Genomic DNA, 19,245 nt, shown 5'->3' with positions numbered 1-19,245 from the left:
TACGGCCGTCACAGGCCGTGCGGAGGGTCCGGTCTATTTCGCGGCGGCCCGCTCGGCCAGGCGCGTGAGCAGACGATCGTGCACGGAGCCCGGCAGCATCTCGGAGACGTCGCCACCGTAGGTCGCGACCTCCTTGACGAGCGAGCTCGAAAGGTAGCTGTAGACCGGGTTGGTGGCGACGAACAGCGTGTCGACGCCGGTGAGCTTGTGGTTCATCTGCGCCATCTGCAGCTCGTAGTCGAAATCGTTGGCGCCGCGCAGGCCCTTGACGATCGCGGTGATCCCCCGCTCGCGGGCGTAGTCGACGAGCAGGCCCTGCCAGGCGTCGACCGTGACGTTCGGCAGGTGCGACGTGGCCTCGGTGAGCATCTCGAGGCGTTCGTCGATCGTGAACATCCCCTGCTTGTTGGGATTGATCGTGACGGTCACGACGACCTCGTCGAACTGGGCCGAGACCCTGCCGATGACGTCGAGGTGTCCGTTGGTGACCGGGTCGAAGGATCCTGGGCAGACCGCGCGGCTCATGACCCAGCACCGTAGCAGGTGGCGATTTCCACTCTCGTCTCGCCGTAGCGCTTCGACCTGCCGACCTCGAATCCCTGCGGCCACACCGTTTCCGGTGATCGCGACGACCGTTCGACCACGACGATCGAGCCGTCCTCGACCCAACCTCCGGACACCAGCGTCCCGAGCACGCCGGTGACGGCCTCCTCGGTCACGGCGTAGGGCGGGTCGGCCAGGACGAGGTCGTAGACGCGGTCGGGGGTGCCCGCAAGCACCGCGGATACCGGTGCGGTGCGCAGCACCGCACCGGACAGTCCGACCGTCGCGATGTTCTCGCGGATCACGCCCGCCGCCTTCGCGTCGGACTCGACGAGCATCGCGTGCTCGGCGCCGCGGGACAGCGCCTCGAGGCCGAGCGCCCCCGACCCCGCGTAGAGGTCGAGGACGGCGGCCCCGTCGATGTCCATGCGTGCGTCGAGCGAACTGAACAGGGCTTCGCGCACCCGTTCGGAGGTGGGCCGGGTTCCGCGGGGCGGCACCTTCAGGCGCCGCCCCCCTGCCCGGCCGGCGACGATCCGTGTCACTCGGCGCTGTCTCCCGTGGACACCTCGACGAGCAAGTCGCCACCTTCGACCTGTTGCACCGGCCCGATCGCGACGCGCGTGATGCGGCCGCCGCGCGGCGCGGTGATCGCGGCCTCCATCTTCATGGCCTCGATCGTGGCGACGGTGTCGCCCGCCGAGACGCTGTCGCCCTCGGACACGACGAGGGTGACCATGCCGGCGAACGGCGCCGCGACGTGACCGGGATGGTTGCGGTCGGCCTTCTCGGCGGCAGGGGTCTCCGCGGCCACCGAGCGGTCGCGCACCGACACCGGGCGCAGCTGCCCGTTGAGGATGCACATGACCGTGCGGTAACCCTTCTCGTCGGCATCGGAGATCGCCTCGAGGCCGATGAGCAGTTCGACACCCTTGTCCAGGCGCACCCGGTGCTCGTCGCCGTGCCGCAGACCGTAGAAGAACTGGTTGGCCGACAGCTCGGTGGTGTCGCCGTAGGTCTCGCGGTGCTGCTCGAACTCCTTCGCGGGGCCCGGGAAGAGCAGGCGGTTGAGCATGCGGCGACGCTCGTCGGACGAACCGCCGAGGGCCTTCTCCTCCTCCGGCGCGAGCGGGGTGATCGGCTTGGGCTCGGCGCGGCCCGACAGCGCCTTGCTGCGGAAGGGCTCCGGCCAGCCGCCGGCCGGGGTCCCGAGATCGCCGCGCAGGAAGCCGATCACCGAATCGGGGATGTCGTACTTGCCGGGCTCGGCGGCGAAGTCGTCGACCGAGACGCCCGCGCCCACGAGGTGCAGCGCGAGGTCGCCGACGACCTTGCTCGACGGCGTGACCTTGATCAGGCGGCCCAGGAGGCGGTCGGCGCCGGCGTAGGCGGCCTCGACTTCTTCGAATCGGTCGCCGAGGCCCAGCGCGATGGCCTGCTGGCGCAGGTTCGACAGCTGACCGCCGGGGATCTCGTGGGTGTAGACGCGGCCGGTCGGTGCGGGCAGCCCCGACTCGAACGGTGCGTACACCTTGCGCAGCGCCTCCCAGTACGGCTCGAGATCGCACACGGCCTGCAGGTCGAGACCGGTGTCGAACTCGCTGTTCGCCGCGGCGGCGACGATCGCCGACAGGGCGGGCTGGCTCGTCGTACCTGCCAGCGCCGCGGACGCACCGTCGACGGCGTCGGCACCGGCGTGCCAGGCCGCAAGGTAGGTGGCGAGCTGACCGCCCGGGGTGTCGTGCGTGTGCACGTGCACCGGCAGATCGAAGTTGCTCCGCAGCGCCGACACGAGCGTCGCGGCGGCCGGGGCGCGCAGCAGACCCGCCATGTCCTTGATGGCCAGGACGTGCGCACCGGCCTCGACGATCTCCTCGGCCAGACGCAGGTAGTAGTCGAGCGTGTAGATCGACTCGTTCGGGTTCGACAGGTCGCCGGTGTAGGACATCGCGACCTCGGCGAGGGTGGTGCCGGTCTCGCGCACCGCGTCGATTGCCGGACGCATCTGGTCGACGTTGTTCAGCGCGTCGAAGATACGGAAGATGTCGATGCCGGTGTCGGTGGCCTCCTGCACGAAGGCGCGGGTGACGGCCTCCGGGTAGGGGGTGTAGCCGACGGTGTTGCGTCCGCGCAGCAACATCTGCAGGTTGATGTTCGGGATCGCCTCGCGCAGCGCCGCGAGCCGCTCCCACGGATCCTCGTGCAGGAAGCGCAGTGCGACGTCGTAGGTCGCGCCGCCCCACGCCTCGATCGACAGCAGTTGCGGCGTCATCCGGGCCACGTGCCCGGCCACCGTCAGCAGGTCCTTGCTGCGCACGCGGGTCGCGAGCAGCGACTGGTGGGCGTCGCGGAAGGTGGTGTCGGTGACGCCGATCGCCTTCTGGTCACGCAGCGCACGGGCGAAGCCCTCGGGTCCGAGCTCGAGCAGACGCTGACGCGAACCGGCCGGCGGCTCGGCGTTCAGGTCGATCGCGGGCAGCTTGTCGTGCGGGTAGACCGTCGTGGTGCGCTCGCCGTGCGGCTTGTTCACCGTCACGTCGGCGAGGTACCGCAGGATCTTGGTGCCGCGGTCGGCGGACGAGCGCAGAGTCAGCAGGTGCGGGCGCTCCTCGATGAACGAGGTGTTGACGTTGCCGCCGCGGAAGTCCTCGTCGTCGAGCACCGCCTGCAGGAACGGGATGTTCGTGGCGACACCGCGGATACGGAACTCGGCGACCGCGCGGCGCGCGCGGGCGACGGCGGTCTCGAAGTTGCGGCCGCGGCAGGTGAGCTTGACGAGCATCGAGTCGAAGTGGGCGGAGATCTCCGCGCCGACCGAGGTGCCGCCGTCGAGACGGATACCGGCACCGCCCGGAGTGCGGTAGCCGGTGATGCGGCCGGTGTCCGGACGGAACCCGTTGGCCGGGTCCTCGGTGGTGATGCGGCACTGCAGCGCCGCGCCGCGGATGGTGATGCCCTCCTGCGACAGGCCCAGTTCCTCGAGCGACTCGCCTGCGGCGATACGCAGCTGGGACTGCACAAGGTCGACGTCGGTGATCTCCTCGGTGACCGTGTGCTCGACCTGGATACGCGGGTTCATCTCGATGAACACGTGGTTGCCGCGTTCGTCGACGAGGAACTCGACGGTGCCCGCGCACTGGTAGCCGATCTCCTTGGCGAAGGCGACGGCGTCGGCGCAGATGCGGTCGCGAAGCTCGGGATCGAGATTCGGGGCGGGGGCGAGCTCGATGACCTTCTGGTGGCGGCGCTGCACCGAGCAGTCGCGCTCGTACAGGTGGATGACGTTGCCGTGCTTGTCGGCGAGGATCTGCACCTCGATGTGCCGCGGGTTGACCACGGCCTGCTCCAGGAAGACGGTGGGATCACCGAAGGCCGCGTCGGCCTCGCGGGAGGCGGCTTCGATGGCCTCGCGCAGTTGGGAGGGCTCGGCGACCCGGCGCATGCCGCGTCCGCCACCGCCGGCGACAGCCTTGACGAAGACCGGGAAGTTCATCGTTTCCGAGGCGGCGACCAGCTCGTCGACGTCCGACGACGGCTCCGACGACGCCAGCACCGGGAGGCCGGCGGCCTTCGCCGAGGCGATCGCGCGGGCCTTGTTGCCCGTCAGTTCGAGGATCTCCGCCGACGGACCGACGAAGGTGATGCCCGCTTCGGCGCACGCCGCGGCGAGGTCCGGATTCTCGGAGAGGAAGCCGTAGCCGGGGTAGATCGCGTCGGCACCGGCCGACACGGCCGCTTCGACGATCTTCTCGACCGACAGATATGCGCGGACCGGGTGCCCCTCCTCACCGATCTGATAGGCCTCGTCGGCCTTCAACCGGTGCAGGGAGTTCCGGTCTTCGTACGGGAACACCGCGACCGTCCCGGCGCCCAGTTCGTAGGCGGCACGGAATGCGCGGATCGCGATCTCGCCACGGTTGGCGACAAGCACTTTCGAGAACATTGGTCGACGGTACCGCGACGTAACATGCCGCCTTCGACGCGCGTTCCACATCGTGGGACAAGGCGCCCGGATGGCACGACTGGAACGATGCAGTCGGCCCCGTCGTAACACGGCGTCAACATGCCGGGCACGGCCACCGAAACCTCACCGCGGGTTCTGCGGCACGGTGTACGGAACGTAACTCAGGACTTGTCGAGATAGGCCACGCGCTCGGCGTCGAGCGCGGCCCGCACCATGCTTGCGAGCCCCGGGTGGTGTTCGAGGCCAGGATCCTTCTCCGTCACCGTCCGGGAGAAGTCGCGAGCCGCCTCGATGACGTCGGCGTCGTCGACGAGCGAGAGTAACCGCAGCGTCGACACGGTGCCGGACTGGGCGACGCCGAGGACGTCGCCCTCCCGGCGCAACTGCAGGTCGAGCTGGGCGAGTTCGAAACCGTCGGTGGTGCCGGCGACGGCCTCGAGCCGCATCATCGTCGGGGTCGCGGGCTTCGCGTCGGTCACGAGCAGGCACAGGCCCTGATGGCCGCCACGACCGACGCGACCCCGCAGCTGGTGCAACTGGCTGACACCGAACCGGTCGGCATCGACGATCACCATCACGGTCGCGTTCGGCACGTCGACACCGACCTCGACGACGGTCGTGCACACGAGCACGTCGAGCTCCGCGGCGTTGAAGGCCTGCATCACCGCGTCCTTCTCGTCGCCGGGGAGGCGACCGTGCAGCAGCCCCACCCTCAGATCCCGCAGCGGACCGGAAGTGAGGAACTCGAACTGCTCGAGCACAGAGACGGTTTCGGGCGGGGCCTGCTTACCCTTCCCCGATCCCGACGGCTGGGGCCCGTCCGGATCGAAGAGCGCGTCGTCGTCGGAATCGCCGTCGCCGATGCGGGAACACACCACGTAGGCCTGCCGCCCCTCGGCGACCTCCTCGCGGATGCGTTCCCACGCGCGGTCGACCCACTTCGGATGCACCTTCGCCGGCACCACGCGGCTGACGATCGGCGACCGTCCTCTGGGGAGTTCGCGCAGGGTCGAGACCTCGAGGTCGCCGAGCACCGTCATCGCGATGGTGCGCGGGATGGGTGTTGCGGTCATCACCAGCACGTGCGGGGACGCGCCGTCGCGACCCCGCGAGCGCAGTGCGTCGCGCTGTTCGACACCGAAGCGGTGCTGCTCGTCGATCACCACCAGGCCGAGGTCGAAGAACTGCACCGTGTCCTCGATCAGCGCGTGCGTGCCGATGACGATGCCGGCATCGCCCGTCACCGCCTCGTTGAGCGCGGCCCGCTTGCGTGCGACCCCCATCGAGCCGGTCAGCAGGGTCACGCGGGTCGCGAGTTCGTGAGCGCCGAGTTCGCCCGCCGCGGCGAGATCGCCCAGCATCTTCGTGAGCGAGCGCGCGTGCTGCGCCGCGAGCACCTCGGTGGGTGCGAGCAACGCGCACTGCCGACCGGAGTCGATCACCTGCAGCATCGCCCGTAGCGCCACGATGGTCTTGCCGGAACCGACCTCGCCCTGGAGCAGCCGGTTCATGGGGTGTTCGCGTGCGAGATCGGCCGCGATCTCGTCGGCCACCGAGAGCTGCCCGGCCGTCAGTTCGAAGGGCAGCCGCCGGTCGAACTCGTCGGCGATCCCGCCCTCGCGGCGCGGGCAGGACGGCGCCGACCGCACCTCGACGTCGTGCCGGCGTCCGGCGAGCACGAGCTGCACCGCGGCGGCCTCGTCGAACCGCAGACGGTCGCGTGCCCGGTCGATCTCCTGCTTCGTGTCGGGCAGGTGGATCGAGCGCAACGCTTCGTCGAGCCCCACGAAGCCGTGCTCGTCGCGCACCCACTCGGGCAGCGGGTCGTCGACGTGGTCGAGCTGGTCGAGCACCTGCCGCACACACCGCATGACGGTCCACGACTCGACCTCGCGGGTCGCGCGGTACATCGGGATCAGCGCACGGTCGAAGACCGACATGTCGACCCCCGAGCCGTCCTGCGCGGTGCGTGCGAGACCCGCCAGGGCTCCGGCGCCCCGCACCCGCGCCGGTGTCGCCGAGACCAGGTCCTCGGCGTCGCGCGGTTCGGGCAACACGAGATAGCTCGGGTGGGTCAGGCTCCACTTGTCGCGGAAGTACTTCACGGTGCCGGAGAACATCGCACGCACGCCGGGCTTGATGTTGTGCTTGACCCGGTGCGGGTTGAAGAAGGTGACGTCGATGCTGTGACGATCGGAGCGCAGCCGCACCGCGAGGCGTTTGCCGGCGCGGGACTTCATCGGCACCTCCTGCGCCGACTCGACCCGCGCGATGATCGTGATGTGCTGGCCCTCGGTGGGCTGACTCTCGCCGAGCTCGGCGCCCTGGGTGGCGTAGCGGTGCGGATAGTGCCTCAGCAGATCCTCGACGGTGGTCATCCCGAACGCGTCGTGCAAGGCGTCCGCCGTCTTGCGGCCGAGGACATGATCGAGCCGGTCCGCGAGTGTCGCCACTGCCGTCCCTTCCGCTACTCCTGCGGTGGCCTCGCGGCGCACCGGCTACTCGACGCCGAGCTGCAGCAGGTCGCTGCGCTGACCGCCCTGGTAGACCGCCACGTCGATCTCCGGGTGACGGTGATCGAGATGAGCGACCAGCTGCTCGACGAGTCCGTCGGGGGCGTCGGCACCGACCAGCATCGTCACGAGCTCACCGCCCGCGGCGAGAATCCTGTCGAGCAGTGACGCTCCCGCTGTCACCAGATCATGCTCGATCACTACGACATCATGGCCGGCCAGTCCGAGACTGTCGCCGGGTTCGCACGTTCCGACCCAGGTCAGCGCACGTTCGTTCGCGTACCGCAGCGACCCCCACCGCACACACGACGCCGCCTCCGACATCGCGAAGGCGTCGTCGACCGTCGCGCGCATCGGATCGTGCACGGCCAACGAGGCCAGCCCCTGGACGACGGAGGAGGACGGCAGGAACATCACGTCACGGTCGTCCCGCCGCGCCCGGGCGCCCACGGCGACGACGTCCTGCGCGGAGAGCGCACCGTTGGGCAGCACCAGGACGTCCCGGCTCGGCAGTGCCCGGATCGCCTCGAGCAGTTCGTCCGGGGCTGAGATCTCCTCGGCCCGCAGCACCCGGGCACCCTCCGCCTCGAACAGTTCGGCCGCGCCCTCGCCGCCCACCACTGCGAGGACCGCCCGGGACTGTTCCTCCGCCGACTCGGCACGGACCCGGGCGGGAGCCGTGCCCAGCGCCACGGGACCGTCGCCGCAGCCGCGACGCGCGGACTCGAGCGCGAAGCACGTGATGTCGATGCGGCTCAGCGAACCCGCCGCGAGACCGGCCTCCACGGCAGCTCCGGGCTCGCAGCAGTGCACGTGAACGGACCAGCACCCCGATCCCCCGGAAACGATCGCGACCGAGTCGCCGAGCGCGTCGAGGGAGGACCTCAAGGCATCCATGCGCGCGTCGTCGGAATTCCCGACGAGATACATCACTTCGTACTCCTGCTGGTCGCTGTCGTGACGTTCGTCGACGATCTCGGGTTCGACGACAGGCCGCGAGGTGCCGGCGAGCACCATCCGGCGATCGGGCCGTATTCCGGTGGTGACCTCCACCAGGCAGTCGAGCAGCACGAGCAGGCCGAGGCCGCCGGCGTCGACGACCCCTGCCTCGGCGAGGACGTCGAGCTGGGTGGTGGTGCGCTGCAGCGCGTCGGCGGCGGCGTCGGCACTCGCGACGGCGACATCGCACACGGTCGCATCCGTCTCCGAGGCGACGCGGGTCGCGCCCTCGGCCGCAGCTTCGAGGACGCTGACGATGGTGCCCTTCGCGGGTGCGCTGAGCGCTCCGGTCACGAGCGTCGCGGCGTTGGAGAAGGCGGCGGCGAGGTCCCGGGCGCCGACCGTCGTCAGTCCCGCGATCGCGTCGGCGAGACCGCGCAGTGCCTGTGCCAGGATGATCCCGGAATTGCCCCGCGCCCCGGCGAAGGCACCACGCGCGAGCCCTTCGGCGACGTCGGATGCGGTGAGCGCGCCGTCCACGGGCCCGCCGATCCGGGCCGCCGCGGCCTGCAGGGTGATCAGCAGATTGTTTCCGGTGTCCCCGTCGGGCACCGGGAAGACGTTGAGCGAGTTGATCTCCGCTCGGCGCTGTTCGAGCGCTTCCACACCGAACTCGACCCACCGGCGCAGCGCCCGCCCGTCCACCGTGTCCTCGGCTCCGAGCAACGATTCCACCCCCTTCGCCTCGTCCTGCGAGCATCGTCCACCTCTGCGATCGGTACCGTTGCGCACGGTGCCGAGCCCTGGCGAACAGGTTAGCCGCGAGTCGTCGCACCGTCCGGTTTGGCCAACCGCCCTCGAGTTCGCTAAGCTTGCCGGGTTGCCTCGCACGGGCGGCTCGTTCCCCGTGTTCGCAAGGCGAAACAACAGACAGAAGATCTATCCACTAGACACAAGGAGTTCGCGACATGGCTGCCGTCTGCGACGTATGCGCCAAGGGCCCCGGCTTCGGGAAGTCGGTCTCGCACTCGCACCGGCGTACCAACCGTCGCTGGAACCCGAACATCCAGAGCGTGCGCGCTCAGGTTGCACCGGGCAACACCCGCAAGATGAACGTGTGCACCTCCTGCCTCAAGGCCGGCAAGGTCGTCCGCGGCTGATTCCCGGTCGAGTCGTCGCGAAGGCCCCCTGCGCTGATTGCGCAGGGGGCCTTCGCCGTTCGATCCTGCGGCCCGATATCGTGCGGGAATGACCGAGAACCAAGTTTCCTTCCCCGACAGCGACTCTCTCCGTTCACTGGTGAGCGTGGAGGACCGCGTCCTGCGGATCGCCGTGGCGACCTCCGAGCACGGCACCTCCCTGTCCCCCGCAGGTATGGAGCAGGGCATCGCAGCCCTGCGTGCGGCAGGCCCGGAGATCGGCGCCGTGCTGCTCGTCGGTGAGGGTGCGAACTTCTGCGCGGGCGGCAACGTCCACGGATTCGCCGCGGCCGAGGACCGTGGCGCCCACCTGCTCGAGATCGCGAACCTCTTCCATGACTTCGTGCGCGCACTGGAGAAGGCGGCCGTGCCGGTCGTCGCCGCCGTGCACGGCTGGGCCGCCGGCGCCGGCATGAGCCTGGCGCTGCTCGCCGACATCGCGCTCGCCGGCCCCGGCACGAAGATGCGCGCCGCGTACCCGTCGATCGGCTTCTCCCCCGACGGCGGCATGTCGTGGACACCGCCGCGGATCGTCGGCCCGTCGCGGGCACGGGAGATCATCATGACCGACGCCGTGATCGGCGCCGACGAAGCCGTGCGCCTGGGTCTGCTCAGCCGGCTCGTCGCCGACGGCGAGATCCAAAGCGAAGGGTTGCGACTCGCACGAACCCTCGCGCACGGCCCCACGCAGTCCTACGCCGCCATCCGCTCGCTCGTGGCGGGCTCGGCCGGACGATCGCTGTCCGACCACCTCGATGCCGAAGCCGCCTCGATCTCCGCGGCCGCGACGACGCCCACAGGTATCGAGGGTGTCGACGCCTTCGTCGCCAAGCGGCGTCCGGACTGGGATTCGGCCCGCGCCTGACATCCGGGCGGCGGATCGGTGGTCAGGGCAGTCGCCAGTCCACCGGTTCGCCGCCCTGTTCGACGAGCAGGGCGTTCGCGCGGCTGAACGGACGCGACCCGAAGAATCCGCGTGAGGCCGACAGCGGGGACGGGTGCGCCGACTTCACGGTGGGCACACCACCGAGCATGGGTTCGAGGGTCGCCGCGTCGCGGCCCCACAGGATCGCGACGAGCGGGGTACCGCGCGCGACCAGCGCGCGGATCGCCTGCTCGGTGACGGCCTCCCAGCCCTTGCCGCGATGCGAGGCCGGCTGGCCCGGCGCGACGGTGAGGACCCGGTTGAGCAACAGGACACCGTGCTCGGTCCACGGCGACAGGTCGCCCGTGGAGGGCTGCGGCAGACCGAGATCGTCGGTGTACTCGCGGTAGATGTTGGCGAGACTGCGCGGGATCGGCCGGACGGCCGGAGCCACCGAGAAGCTCAGTCCCACAGCGTGACCCGGAGTGGGATAGGGATCCTGCCCGACGATCAGGACGCGGACGGACTCGAACGGCTGTGTGAAGGCACGCAGCACGTTCGGACCGGACGGCAGGTAACTGCGGCCCGCGGCGAGTTCGGCGCGGAGGAACTGCCCCATCGCGGTGATGTCACCTGCGACGGGTTCGAGTGCTCGCGCCCAGCCCGGGTCGACGAGTTCGGACAGGGGCCGACCGGCACGGGGCTCGTCCGCTCCCCCGTCCGCGGACTGTGTGTCGATGGTGTCGGCCACCTGTCACTCCTGGTCGATGCGGCGGAGAGCGGTCCGGTAGTAGGCGGCGTTCGCCGCATACATCTCGGCGTTGGGGTCGAATTCGTTCTCGGGGATCTCGTAGCCCTCGCGGACCTTCGCGGGGATGCCCATCGCCATGCGGCGGGGCGGAAGTTCGAAGCGCGGTGGGATCAGGGCGCCGGCGGCGACCTGCGCTCCGGCGCCGATGACCGATCCGTTGAGGACGAGCGAACCCGAGCCGATCAGCGCGCCGTCACCGATCGTGGAGCCCTCGATGTGCGCGTTGTGCCCGACGACGCACCGCGCGCCGATGACGGTGGCCTCGATCGCGGTGCAGTGGATGATCGTGCCGTCCTGGATGTTGGTCTTCTCCCCCACGGTGATCGTGCCGTAGTCCCCGCGCAGCACCGCCGAGGGCCACACGGAGGCACCGGCACCGAGGGTGACGTTGCCGATCACGACCGCGTCGGGGTGAACCCACGCGTCGGGATGGATATCGGGGACACGCTCGCCGAGTGCGTAGACAGCCATGACTGCAGAACCTATCTCGAGCGAACCCCACCCGAAGTGGTCGCCCTAGTGACCAGCGCCCGCCGCAAAGCTCTCCCAGCCTCCGGATCCGTCGCGGCGCTGCCCGTCGACGGTGACGCCGAAGCCTTCCAGGACCACGCCGATCGGCCGCCATCCGTCCGGCAGTGCGACCTCGCGAGGGAAGCACGCTGCGAGGGCATGGTCCTCGCCGCCGGTGAGGATCCACTCCCACGGGTCGGCCGCCAGCACCCGACCGGTCTCGCGGAGTTGCGTGTCGGGAGCGAGCGCACCGGAGTCGAGGTCGATCGCGACCTCCGAAGCCGTGCAGATGTGCTCGAGATCGGCGACGAGACCGTCGGAGATGTCGGTGCATGCGTGGGCGCCTGCTGCGGCCGCTGCAGGACCTGCGGCGTAGGGCGGAGTGGGCACACGATGCGCCGCGACGAGTTCGGGGAAGTCCCGGTTGCCGGCCAGCAGCAGGGCCAGACCCGCCGCGGAACGACCGATGCGACCGGCGAGGGCGACGACGTCGCCGGGGCAGGCGGTGGAGCGGAGCAGCGGTGGCCGTCCGTCGAGTTCACCGAGCACGGTGACCGAGACAATCACCTGACCCGCTTGCACGAGATCGCCTCCCACGACTCCGGCGCCGATCTCCTCCGCAGCCTCCCCGATGCCCGCCGAGATGCCGTCGAGCACGGCGACGGGAGTCTCGGGCGGACAACCGAGGCCGACGACGAAGGCCGTGGGGCGGGCGCCGACCGCGGCGACATCGGCTCCGTTCTGGGCGACCGCCTTGCGTCCGACCTCTTCCGGGCTCGACCAGTCGAACCGGAAGTGACGTCCTTCGACCAGCATGTCGGTCGAGATCGCGATGCGCCCGTCGGATGCTGTCACGACCGCTGCGTCGTGGCCCGGCCCGACGAGTGTGCTGTCGGGTTGCCGCCGTGCTCTCACCGCGCGCTCGATCACTGGGAATTCGCCGATGTCGGCGACGGTGGGTCCGCTCGGGTTCGTCACGGTGACGGTCGCCTCTTTCTCGGTCGGCGGTGGGAGAGAGCCGGCACGTGCCCTGCTACGTTCGATCACGCTACCGCCCCCTGTCCCCGAGCCCGGATGCTGGACACGATGAACGACACCTCTGCTTCCGATCGCGAACCTTCCGACGACGCCCCCGTCGAGGCACCCGGATCGGACGGGATGCGACGCAGTCCCGCTCTGATCGCCACGGCGATCGCACTGCCCGTCGCCCTGCTGGTCGGAGTGGTGGTGGCGGCCGTGATCGTGTCGCAGTCACCGGTGAATACACCCGTGGGTCTCGGTCCCGTGCCCGCTCCGGAGGCGGAATCCGAATCCTGCTCGCAGTTGCTCGACGCGCTGCCGGAGGAGCTCGGCGACTACACGCGCGCCGAACTGGCCGATCCGGCACCGGTGGGTGCTGCGGCCTGGCAGTCGGACGACGGCGAGGAGGTCGTCCTGCGTTGCGGTCTCGACCGGCCCGACCAGTTCGACCGAGCGGCGGCGCTGCAGGTGATCGACGACGTGCAGTGGTTCGAGGTGTCGGGCGCCGAGCAGGGCATCCCGGCGAGTACGTGGTTCGCCGTCGACCGTCCGGTCTACGTGGCCTTGACCGTGCCCGACGGATCCGGGCCGACCCCGCTGCAGGACATCACGGCGACGATCTCCGCGACGCTCCCGCAGCAGGGGATCGATCCGGCGCCGATCCGCTGAGCCGGACGAACGAGAAAGGTCGGCCCCGGCACCGTGATGTGGTGCCGGGGCCGACCGTGTTCGTCGCCGCGTCGATCAGGACGCGTGCATGGTCCCCGTGCGCTGGTAGCGCTCGTGGAAGGAGAACGCCTCACCGAGCAGGTGCGGGGTGTGACCTGCTCCGGGGGTGGCTTCTGCGCGCTCGATGTAGTCGAGCAGTTCGGCGCGGTAGTCGGGATGCGCGCAGCGCTCCACGACGACCCGCGACCGACGGCGGGGGGACAGTGCGCGCAGATCGGCGAGACCCTGTTCGGTCACGATGACCTGCACGTCGTGCTCGGTGTGGTCGACGTGCGGCACCATCGGGACGATCGACGAGATCGCGCCGTCGCGGGCCGTCGACGGGCTCAGGAACATCGACAGGTAGCCGTTGCGCGCGAAGTCGCCGGAGCCACCGATGCCGTTCATGATGCGGGTGCCCATCACGTGGGTGGAGTTGACGTTGCCGTACACGTCGGCTTCGAGCATGCCGTTCATGGCGATGATGCCGAGTCGGCGGACGATCTCGGGGTGGTTGCTGATCTCCTGCGGCCGCAACATGATGTGGTCGCGGTAGAAGTCGATGTTCTCGACGAAGTCGTTCAGCCCCGCTTCGGACAGTGCGAGGGAAGTCGCCGAGGCGAACCGGACGGTGCCGTGTTTGACGAGGTCGAGCATGCCGTCCTGGATGACCTCCGAGTAGCAGGTCAGCCCCCGGTACGGTCCGCTGTCGAGACCGGCGAGAACGGCGTTGGCGACGTTGCCGACACCCGACTGCAGCGGAAGCAGCGTGTCGGCGGGCAGCCGTCCCGCGGCGACCTCGTGCGCGAAGAAGTCGAGGACGTGGTCGGCGATGGCCCGGCTGGTGGCGTCGGGCGCCGTGAGCGCGGTGGCGCTGTCGGAACGGTCGGTCTCGACGACCGCGACGACGCGTTCCGGATCGATCCGGAAGTAGGGCTGGCCGATGCGGTCCTCGACGTCGGTGAGGTCGATCGGACGACGGTTCGGGGGAAGCGCGGTGCCGTAGTAGACGTCGTGCACGCCGTCCATGGCGGCGGGGATCCACGAGTTGACCTCGAGGATCACCTTCTCGGCGACGTCGAGCCAGGTCTTGTTGTTTCCGATGGACGTGGCGGGGATCAGCTCGCCCGTCTCCGTGATGCCGGAGATCTCGACGACGGCGACGTCGATGTGTCCGTAGTAGCCCTCCCAGACCTGCTGGGCGACGTGCGACAGGTGTATGTCGACGTAGTCCATCCGGCCTTCGTTGATCCGCCCTCGGGCGGTGGGCTCTGCCTGGTACGGCATACGCAGCGCGATTCCGTCGACGTCGGCGAGCATGCGCTCGGTGTCGGAGGCCACCGACGCTCCGGTGAGCAGGTTGATCCGGAAGTCGCCGCCGGTCGCCCGCGTGCGCCGGATGTGTTCGGCGAGGGCCGGGGTCACTGCCTTCGGGGTGCCTGCGCTGGCGAAGCCGCTGATGGCGACCGTGTCGCCGGGGCGAATCCACTGGACGGCGTCCTGAGCCGACACGATCTTCTTGCGGTAGGTCTCATGACGTACCCGAGCCTCGGCCGGGGTCACGACGACCGACTCCACAGACGGCGCTGCGGGGGATGAAAGGGCTGCGTACATGACGACGACCATAGCGACGCGGATGATCCGCTCATCACACTCGGTCCGGATCAGCGATCGCCGTCACCAATTCGGACACAGAGTGCCACGAGTCGCACTCCAAGATCGATGCCATCGGAAGTTGTTGTTTCGCAAGCTTTTACACGATGATTTCCGCCACGCGGATTGACACTGGGTGCCACCGCCTTTCGTGAGAGCCGCTCCGCCGCCATCTCTAGGGTATCCCCGTTCGCCGCCGCATCAGTACCGTTCGCCGCCCCCGGAGAACCGTTCACCGCCGCCGTGACGGAACGTCGTCGGGCACGATTGCAGCATGACGAACTCCACCGACCTGTTGCGCGACGACGCCGAGCACCTCCTCCGCGAGCTGGCAGGCCCCGATGCCCGGCTCCGCGACGACCAATGGGTCGCGATCGAGGCGCTCGTGGTACACCGTCGCCGCGCCCTCGTCGTCCAGCGCACAGGCTGGGGAAAGTCGGCCGTCTACTTCATCTCCGCCAAACTGCTGCGCCGGCAGGGCCGCGGTCCCACGGTGATCGTCTCGCCGCTGCTCGCCCTGATGCGCAACCAGGTCGCGGCCGCCGAGCGGGCCGGGGTCCACGCCGCGACCATCAACTCCGGCAACGTCACCGAATGGGCGGCGATCCACGAGCGGATCGCGGCGGGCGAGGTCGACGTCCTCCTCGTCAGCCCCGAACGCCTCAACAACCCCGACTTCCGCGACCAGGTCTTGCCCTCCCTCGCCCGCGACGCCGGATTGGTGGTCGTCGACGAGGCGCACTGCGTGTCGGACTGGGGTCACGACTTCCGGCCCGACTACCGCCGCATCCGCACCCTCGTCGCCGAACTCGGCGACGACATCCCCGTGCTGGCGACGACGGCGACCGCCAACGACCGGGTGGTCGCCGACATCGCCGCCCAGCTCGGTGTCGGCGGCAACAGCGATGTCGGCGGGAGCAACGATGCCGCCTCCGGTGGCACGCTCGTGCTGCGCGGTGGCCTCGACCGTCCGTCGCTGCACCTGTCGGTGGTGCGGATCGACGAGCCGGCGCGACGCGCGGCGTGGCTCGCGCAGCATCTGAAGGATCTGCCGGGCTCGGGCATCGTGTACGCGCTGACGGTCTCCGCCGCCCGCGACCTCGCCGCGCTGCTCGCCGACCACGGTTACGCGGTGGCCGCGTACACCGGACAGACCGAACCGACCGAGCGCGAACAGCTCGAGGCCGATCTGGTCGACAACAAGGTCAAGGCGCTCGTCGCGACCTCGGCGCTCGGCATGGGCTTCGACAAACCCGACCTCGGCTTCGTGGTGCACCTCGGCGCTCCCTCGTCCCCGATCTCCTACTACCAGCAGGTCGGGCGTGCGGGTCGCTCCACCGAACGCGCCGAGGTGGTTCTGCTGCCCGGCCCGGAGGACCGCCGGATCTGGCAGTGGTTCGCCTCGGTCGCCTTCCCGGACGAGGCACTCGTACGCCGTGTGATCGCAGCGCTCGATACCGAACGGCCTGTATCGACACCCGCGCTCGAACCGCGGGTCGACCTCACGCGCTCCCGCCTGGAGATGGTCCTCAAGGTCCTCGACGTCGACGGAGCGGTGAAGAGGGTCAAGGGCGGCTGGATCGCCACCGGGCAGCCCTGGGTGTACGACGAGGAGCGCTACGGGCGCCTCGAGGAGGCCCGCGCCGCGGAACAGGAGGCGATGCTCGAATACGAGCGCACCACCGAGTGCCGCATGGTCTTCCTCCGCCGGCAGCTCGACGACCCCGATCTCGACGCTGCAGGCACCGGCTGCGGCCGGTGCGACAACTGCATCGGGTCCCGGTGGGAGACGTCCGTCGGCGACGACGAGGTCGCCCGGACCCGCGCCCGCCTCGAACGCCCCGGCGTCGATCTGCCGCCGCGCCGGCAGTGGCCCACGGGGATGTCGACCCTCGGGATCGCGCTGTCGGGCCGGATCACGGACGGTCCGCGCCCGGGGCGCGTACTGGGCAGGCTGTCGGATCTGGGATGGGGACCGCGACTGCGCGAACTGCTCGACGGGCCGGACCGCGAGGTGCCGAAGGCGGTGGTCGACGCGTCGATCGCGGTGCTCGCCGCGTGGGACTGGGAGGAGCGGCCCACCGCCGTCATGGCCATGGACTCCCCCACGCATCCCCTGCTCGTCGAGTCACTCGCGTTCCGATTGGCACAAATCGGACGATTACGAGATCTAGGTGTATTGCGACGCCGAAGCGGGAATACGGAGCCGACGGCAGCGAACTCGGCATATCGGGTCGCCGCACTGATCGATGCGTGGGAGCGACCCGACAACCTCGGGTCGAATGGTCCGATCCTTCTCGTCGATGCGGTGACCGACACCGGCTGGACGTTCACGATGGCGGCGAGAACTCTCGTCGCTGCGGGAGCCGACGCGGTGTTGCCGTACGCACTCGCGAGCCCGAAGTAATCGCCACGAGGAGGACCGACGTAACATGTTTGTGACCGGCATCACAACATGCGCTCGACCTGCACGGACCACAGGGTTCCGATCCCGATTCCGGACACGGGCGTGATCTCGACACCGGAAGTTGTTAGGTTGAAAGGACATATGAGGCCCGTCAAGGAAAGAAGTACCCCGACCCCCGACTCGGCTGAATCGAATACCGCGACCACCCCTTCGGAGGTGGCCGCAACCGAGTCCGGTAGTGAGCCGGCTGCAATCGAATTCCGGCGTCCGCGTATCGCCGACGGTAGACGACTCTGGCAGATCGCGCGTGATTCGCAGGTTCTCGACGTCAATTCCGGTTACGCATATGTGTTGTGGTGTCGCGATTTCGCCGACACATCGGTCGTCGCAACGGATGACACCGATCGCCCCGTGGGATTCGTGACCGGCTACCGCCGTCCCGACTCCCCGAACACCCTGTTCGTCTGGCAGGTGGCAGTCGACGCAGACCAGCGTGGACGTGGAGTGGCCGGCCGTATGCTCGACGCTCTGCTCGACCGACTCGAGCCGCTCGGCGTGACCCGTCTGGAAACGACGGTGAGTCCCGACAACGAAGCGTCGATCGCAATGTTCACCGCTCTCGCGCGTCGCCGCGGAACGCATATCACTCGCACCGAGTTGTTCGCGCCCGACGATTTCCCCGATTCACATCTGGCCGAGGATCTCTACACCATCGGCGAATGATCGCAGCGCATGTGCGCGCGACATCTCATAATTCTCGAATAATCACAGGAGGACCACGACATGACCATCCTGGAAAACAAGCCCGAGACCACCGGTAAGCCCGATACCTCGATTTTCTCGCACCTCGAATCCGAGGTTCGGAGTTACAGCCGCGGCTGGCCCGCCGTTTTCGACAAGGCATCGGGATCCTGGCTGCGCAGCGAGGACGGCAAGGACTACCTCGACTTCTTCGCCGGCGCCGGAGCCCTGAACTACGGCCACAACAACCCGGTGCTCAAGTCGGCCCTGGTCGACTACATCATGAGCGACGGCGTCACCCACGGCCTCGACATGTACACCGTCGCCAAGCGCAAGCTGCTCGAGACCTTCGAGTCGCACGTGCTCGCGCCGCGTGGCCTGGACTACAAGGTCCAGTTCCCCGGCCCGACCGGCACGAACGCCGTCGAGGCGGCTCTGAAGCTCGCCCGTAAGGTGACCGGTCGCGAGTCGATCATCAACTTCACCAACGCTTTCCACGGCATGACCCTGGGTGCGCTGTCGGTGACCGGCAACTCGATGAAGCGCGCCGGCGCGGGTGTGCCTCTCGTCCACGCGACGCCGATGCCGTTCGACAACTACTTCAACGGTGTCACCGAGGACTTCCAGTGGTTCTCGCGCGTCCTCGACGACGCGGGCAGCGGCCTGAACCGTCCGGCCGCGGTCATCGTCGAGACCGTGCAGGGTGAAGGCGGCGTGAATGTTGCTCGCCCCGAGTGGCTTCGCGCTCTGGCCGACCTGTGCAAGGAACGCGACATCCTGCTGATCGTCGACGACGTGCAGATGGGCTGCGGCCGCACCGGCCCGTTCTTCTCGTTCGAGATCGCCGGCATCACGCCCGACATCGTGACCCTGTCGAAGTCGATCGGCGGATACGGAATGCCGCTGGCGCTCACCCTGTTCAAGCGTGAGCTCGACGTGTGGGGCCCGGGCGAGCACAACGGCACCTTCCGCGGCAACAACCCGGCTTTCGTGACGGCGGCTGCCGCCCTCGAGCACTACTGGGCCGACGACAAGCTCGAGCGCGACACCCTGCGCAAGGGTGAGCGCATCCGCCAGACCTTCATGAACCTGTCGGACATGTTCGACGGCGTCTCGACCCGCGGCCGCGGCCTGGTCCAGGGCCTGGTCTTCGACAAGCCGGAGGACGCCGACAAGGTTTGCGCCCTGGCCTTCGAAGAGGGTCTGCTCGCCGAGACCTCCGGTCCGTCGGACGAGGTCGTCAAGCTGCTGCCGCCGCTGACCATCACCGACGACGAACTCGAGTTCGGGCTGAACATCCTGGCGGAAGCGACCGCCAAGGTCCGTTCCTGAGCGGTCCCCCGCTCCGCCCGTTCCGAACCGACTTGCAGAA

At 69.1% G+C, this 19,245-nt stretch carries 15 protein-coding genes; 6 read left to right on the top strand and 9 right to left on the bottom strand.

The annotated features are described in order from the left end of the window. Positions 1–33 precede the first annotated feature (33 nt). The 5 genes from coaD to KXC42_RS09030 form a co-directional block, all read right to left on the bottom strand. Positions 34–525, bottom strand: coding sequence for a pantetheine-phosphate adenylyltransferase (gene coaD, locus KXC42_RS09050; protein ID WP_006551205.1), 492 nt, complete (start codon positions 523–525; stop codon positions 34–36). After that, positions 522–1,088 (bottom strand): 16S rRNA (guanine(966)-N(2))-methyltransferase RsmD, encoded by a 567-nt coding sequence (gene rsmD / locus KXC42_RS09045; RefSeq protein WP_006551204.1) that lies wholly within the window; start codon positions 1,086–1,088, stop codon positions 522–524. Before rsmD ends, coaD begins: the two co-directional genes overlap by 4 nt. Continuing rightward, positions 1,085–4,486, bottom strand: coding sequence for a pyruvate carboxylase (locus KXC42_RS09040; RefSeq protein WP_006551203.1), 3,402 nt, complete (start codon positions 4,484–4,486; stop codon positions 1,085–1,087). Before KXC42_RS09040 ends, rsmD begins: the two co-directional genes overlap by 4 nt. Before the next feature lie 182 nt (positions 4,487–4,668). After that, a complete protein-coding gene (gene recG, locus KXC42_RS09035) occupies positions 4,669–6,960 on the bottom strand; it encodes an ATP-dependent DNA helicase RecG (RefSeq protein ID WP_219130225.1) in 2,292 nt (763 codons plus the stop codon). Positions 6,961–7,005: 45 nt separating this feature from the next. Then, the gene (locus KXC42_RS09030; protein WP_219130224.1) at positions 7,006–8,694 is read right to left on the bottom strand and encodes a DAK2 domain-containing protein; all 1,689 of its coding nucleotides are present in this window, start codon (positions 8,692–8,694) and stop codon (positions 7,006–7,008) included. Positions 8,695–8,927: 233 nt separating this feature from the next. Between KXC42_RS09030 and rpmB the strand changes: the two genes are divergently transcribed. After that, on the top strand, positions 8,928–9,119 hold the full coding sequence (gene rpmB, locus KXC42_RS09025) for a 50S ribosomal protein L28 (protein WP_006551201.1): 192 nt from the start codon (positions 8,928–8,930) through the stop codon (positions 9,117–9,119). A gap of 88 nt (positions 9,120–9,207) precedes the next feature. Next, entirely contained in the window at positions 9,208–10,023 is an 816-nt protein-coding gene (locus KXC42_RS09020; RefSeq protein ID WP_219130223.1) for an enoyl-CoA hydratase/isomerase family protein, read from the top strand. A 22-nt stretch (positions 10,024–10,045) separates the two neighbouring features. Here KXC42_RS09020 and KXC42_RS09015 read toward each other — a convergent pair whose 3' ends face one another. The 3 genes from KXC42_RS09015 to KXC42_RS09005 are packed head-to-tail and all read right to left on the bottom strand — an operon-like array spanning position 10,046 to position 12,322. Further along, positions 10,046–10,774, bottom strand: coding sequence for a uracil-DNA glycosylase (locus tag KXC42_RS09015; RefSeq protein WP_219130222.1), 729 nt, complete (start codon positions 10,772–10,774; stop codon positions 10,046–10,048). A gap of 3 nt (positions 10,775–10,777) precedes the next feature. Then, the gene (locus KXC42_RS09010; protein WP_033096479.1) at positions 10,778–11,305 is read right to left on the bottom strand and encodes a gamma carbonic anhydrase family protein; all 528 of its coding nucleotides are present in this window, start codon (positions 11,303–11,305) and stop codon (positions 10,778–10,780) included. Positions 11,306–11,350: 45 nt separating this feature from the next. Further along, complete coding sequence (locus KXC42_RS09005) at positions 11,351–12,322, bottom strand: thiamine-phosphate kinase (protein ID WP_052227379.1); 972 nt, start codon at positions 12,320–12,322, stop codon at positions 11,351–11,353. Between the two features lie 96 nt (positions 12,323–12,418). Between KXC42_RS09005 and KXC42_RS09000 the strand changes: the two genes are divergently transcribed. After that, positions 12,419–13,033, top strand: coding sequence for a DUF3515 domain-containing protein (locus KXC42_RS09000; RefSeq protein ID WP_219130221.1), 615 nt, complete (start codon positions 12,419–12,421; stop codon positions 13,031–13,033). 75 nt (positions 13,034–13,108) lie between these two features. On the opposite strand, the gene KXC42_RS08995 is transcribed toward KXC42_RS09000, so the two are convergent. Beyond that, positions 13,109–14,650: an acetyl-CoA hydrolase/transferase family protein gene (locus tag KXC42_RS08995; RefSeq protein ID WP_039587366.1), complete on the bottom strand. Its 1,542-nt coding sequence runs from the start codon at positions 14,648–14,650 to the stop codon at positions 13,109–13,111. Between the two features lie 349 nt (positions 14,651–14,999). On the opposite strand from KXC42_RS08995, the gene KXC42_RS08990 reads away from it, so the two are divergent. From KXC42_RS08990 to ectB, 3 genes are all read left to right on the top strand, one after another. Then, a complete protein-coding gene (locus KXC42_RS08990) occupies positions 15,000–17,132 on the top strand; it encodes an ATP-dependent DNA helicase RecQ (protein WP_219130220.1) in 2,133 nt (710 codons plus the stop codon). A gap of 216 nt (positions 17,133–17,348) precedes the next feature. Next, on the top strand, positions 17,349–17,855 hold the full coding sequence (gene ectA, locus KXC42_RS08985) for a diaminobutyrate acetyltransferase (protein ID WP_006551193.1): 507 nt from the start codon (positions 17,349–17,351) through the stop codon (positions 17,853–17,855). Between the two features lie 60 nt (positions 17,856–17,915). Continuing rightward, on the top strand, positions 17,916–19,205 hold the full coding sequence (ectB, locus tag KXC42_RS08980; protein ID WP_060651094.1) for a diaminobutyrate--2-oxoglutarate transaminase: 1,290 nt from the start codon (positions 17,916–17,918) through the stop codon (positions 19,203–19,205). The last annotated feature ends 40 nt before the right edge of the window (positions 19,206–19,245 follow it).

It is taken from the genome of Rhodococcus sp. LW-XY12 (assembly GCF_019317345.1).
GTDB lineage: Bacteria > Actinomycetota > Actinomycetes > Mycobacteriales > Mycobacteriaceae > Rhodococcus > Rhodococcus pyridinivorans.
Note: the sequence above shows the minus strand (reverse complement) of the source record. Positions and strands in the feature narration are given on the sequence as shown.

What these genes read in the sequence shown, in the direction of transcription:
- coaD (WP_006551205.1), bottom strand. Translation starts at nt 525, where the DNA reads ATGAGCCGCGCGGTCTGCCCAGGATCCTTCGACCCGGTCACCAACGGA.
- KXC42_RS09040 (WP_006551203.1), bottom strand. Translation starts at nt 4,486, where the DNA reads ATGTTCTCGAAAGTGCTTGTCGCCAACCGTGGCGAGATCGCGATCCGC.
- rpmB (WP_006551201.1), top strand. Translation starts at nt 8,928, where the DNA reads ATGGCTGCCGTCTGCGACGTATGCGCCAAGGGCCCCGGCTTCGGGAAG.
- KXC42_RS09020 (WP_219130223.1), top strand. Translation starts at nt 9,208, where the DNA reads ATGACCGAGAACCAAGTTTCCTTCCCCGACAGCGACTCTCTCCGTTCA.
- KXC42_RS09010 (WP_033096479.1), bottom strand. Translation starts at nt 11,305, where the DNA reads ATGGCTGTCTACGCACTCGGCGAGCGTGTCCCCGATATCCATCCCGAC.
- KXC42_RS09000 (WP_219130221.1), top strand. Translation starts at nt 12,419, where the DNA reads ATGCTGGACACGATGAACGACACCTCTGCTTCCGATCGCGAACCTTCC.
- KXC42_RS08990 (WP_219130220.1), top strand. Translation starts at nt 15,000, where the DNA reads ATGACGAACTCCACCGACCTGTTGCGCGACGACGCCGAGCACCTCCTC.
- ectB (WP_060651094.1), top strand. Translation starts at nt 17,916, where the DNA reads ATGACCATCCTGGAAAACAAGCCCGAGACCACCGGTAAGCCCGATACC.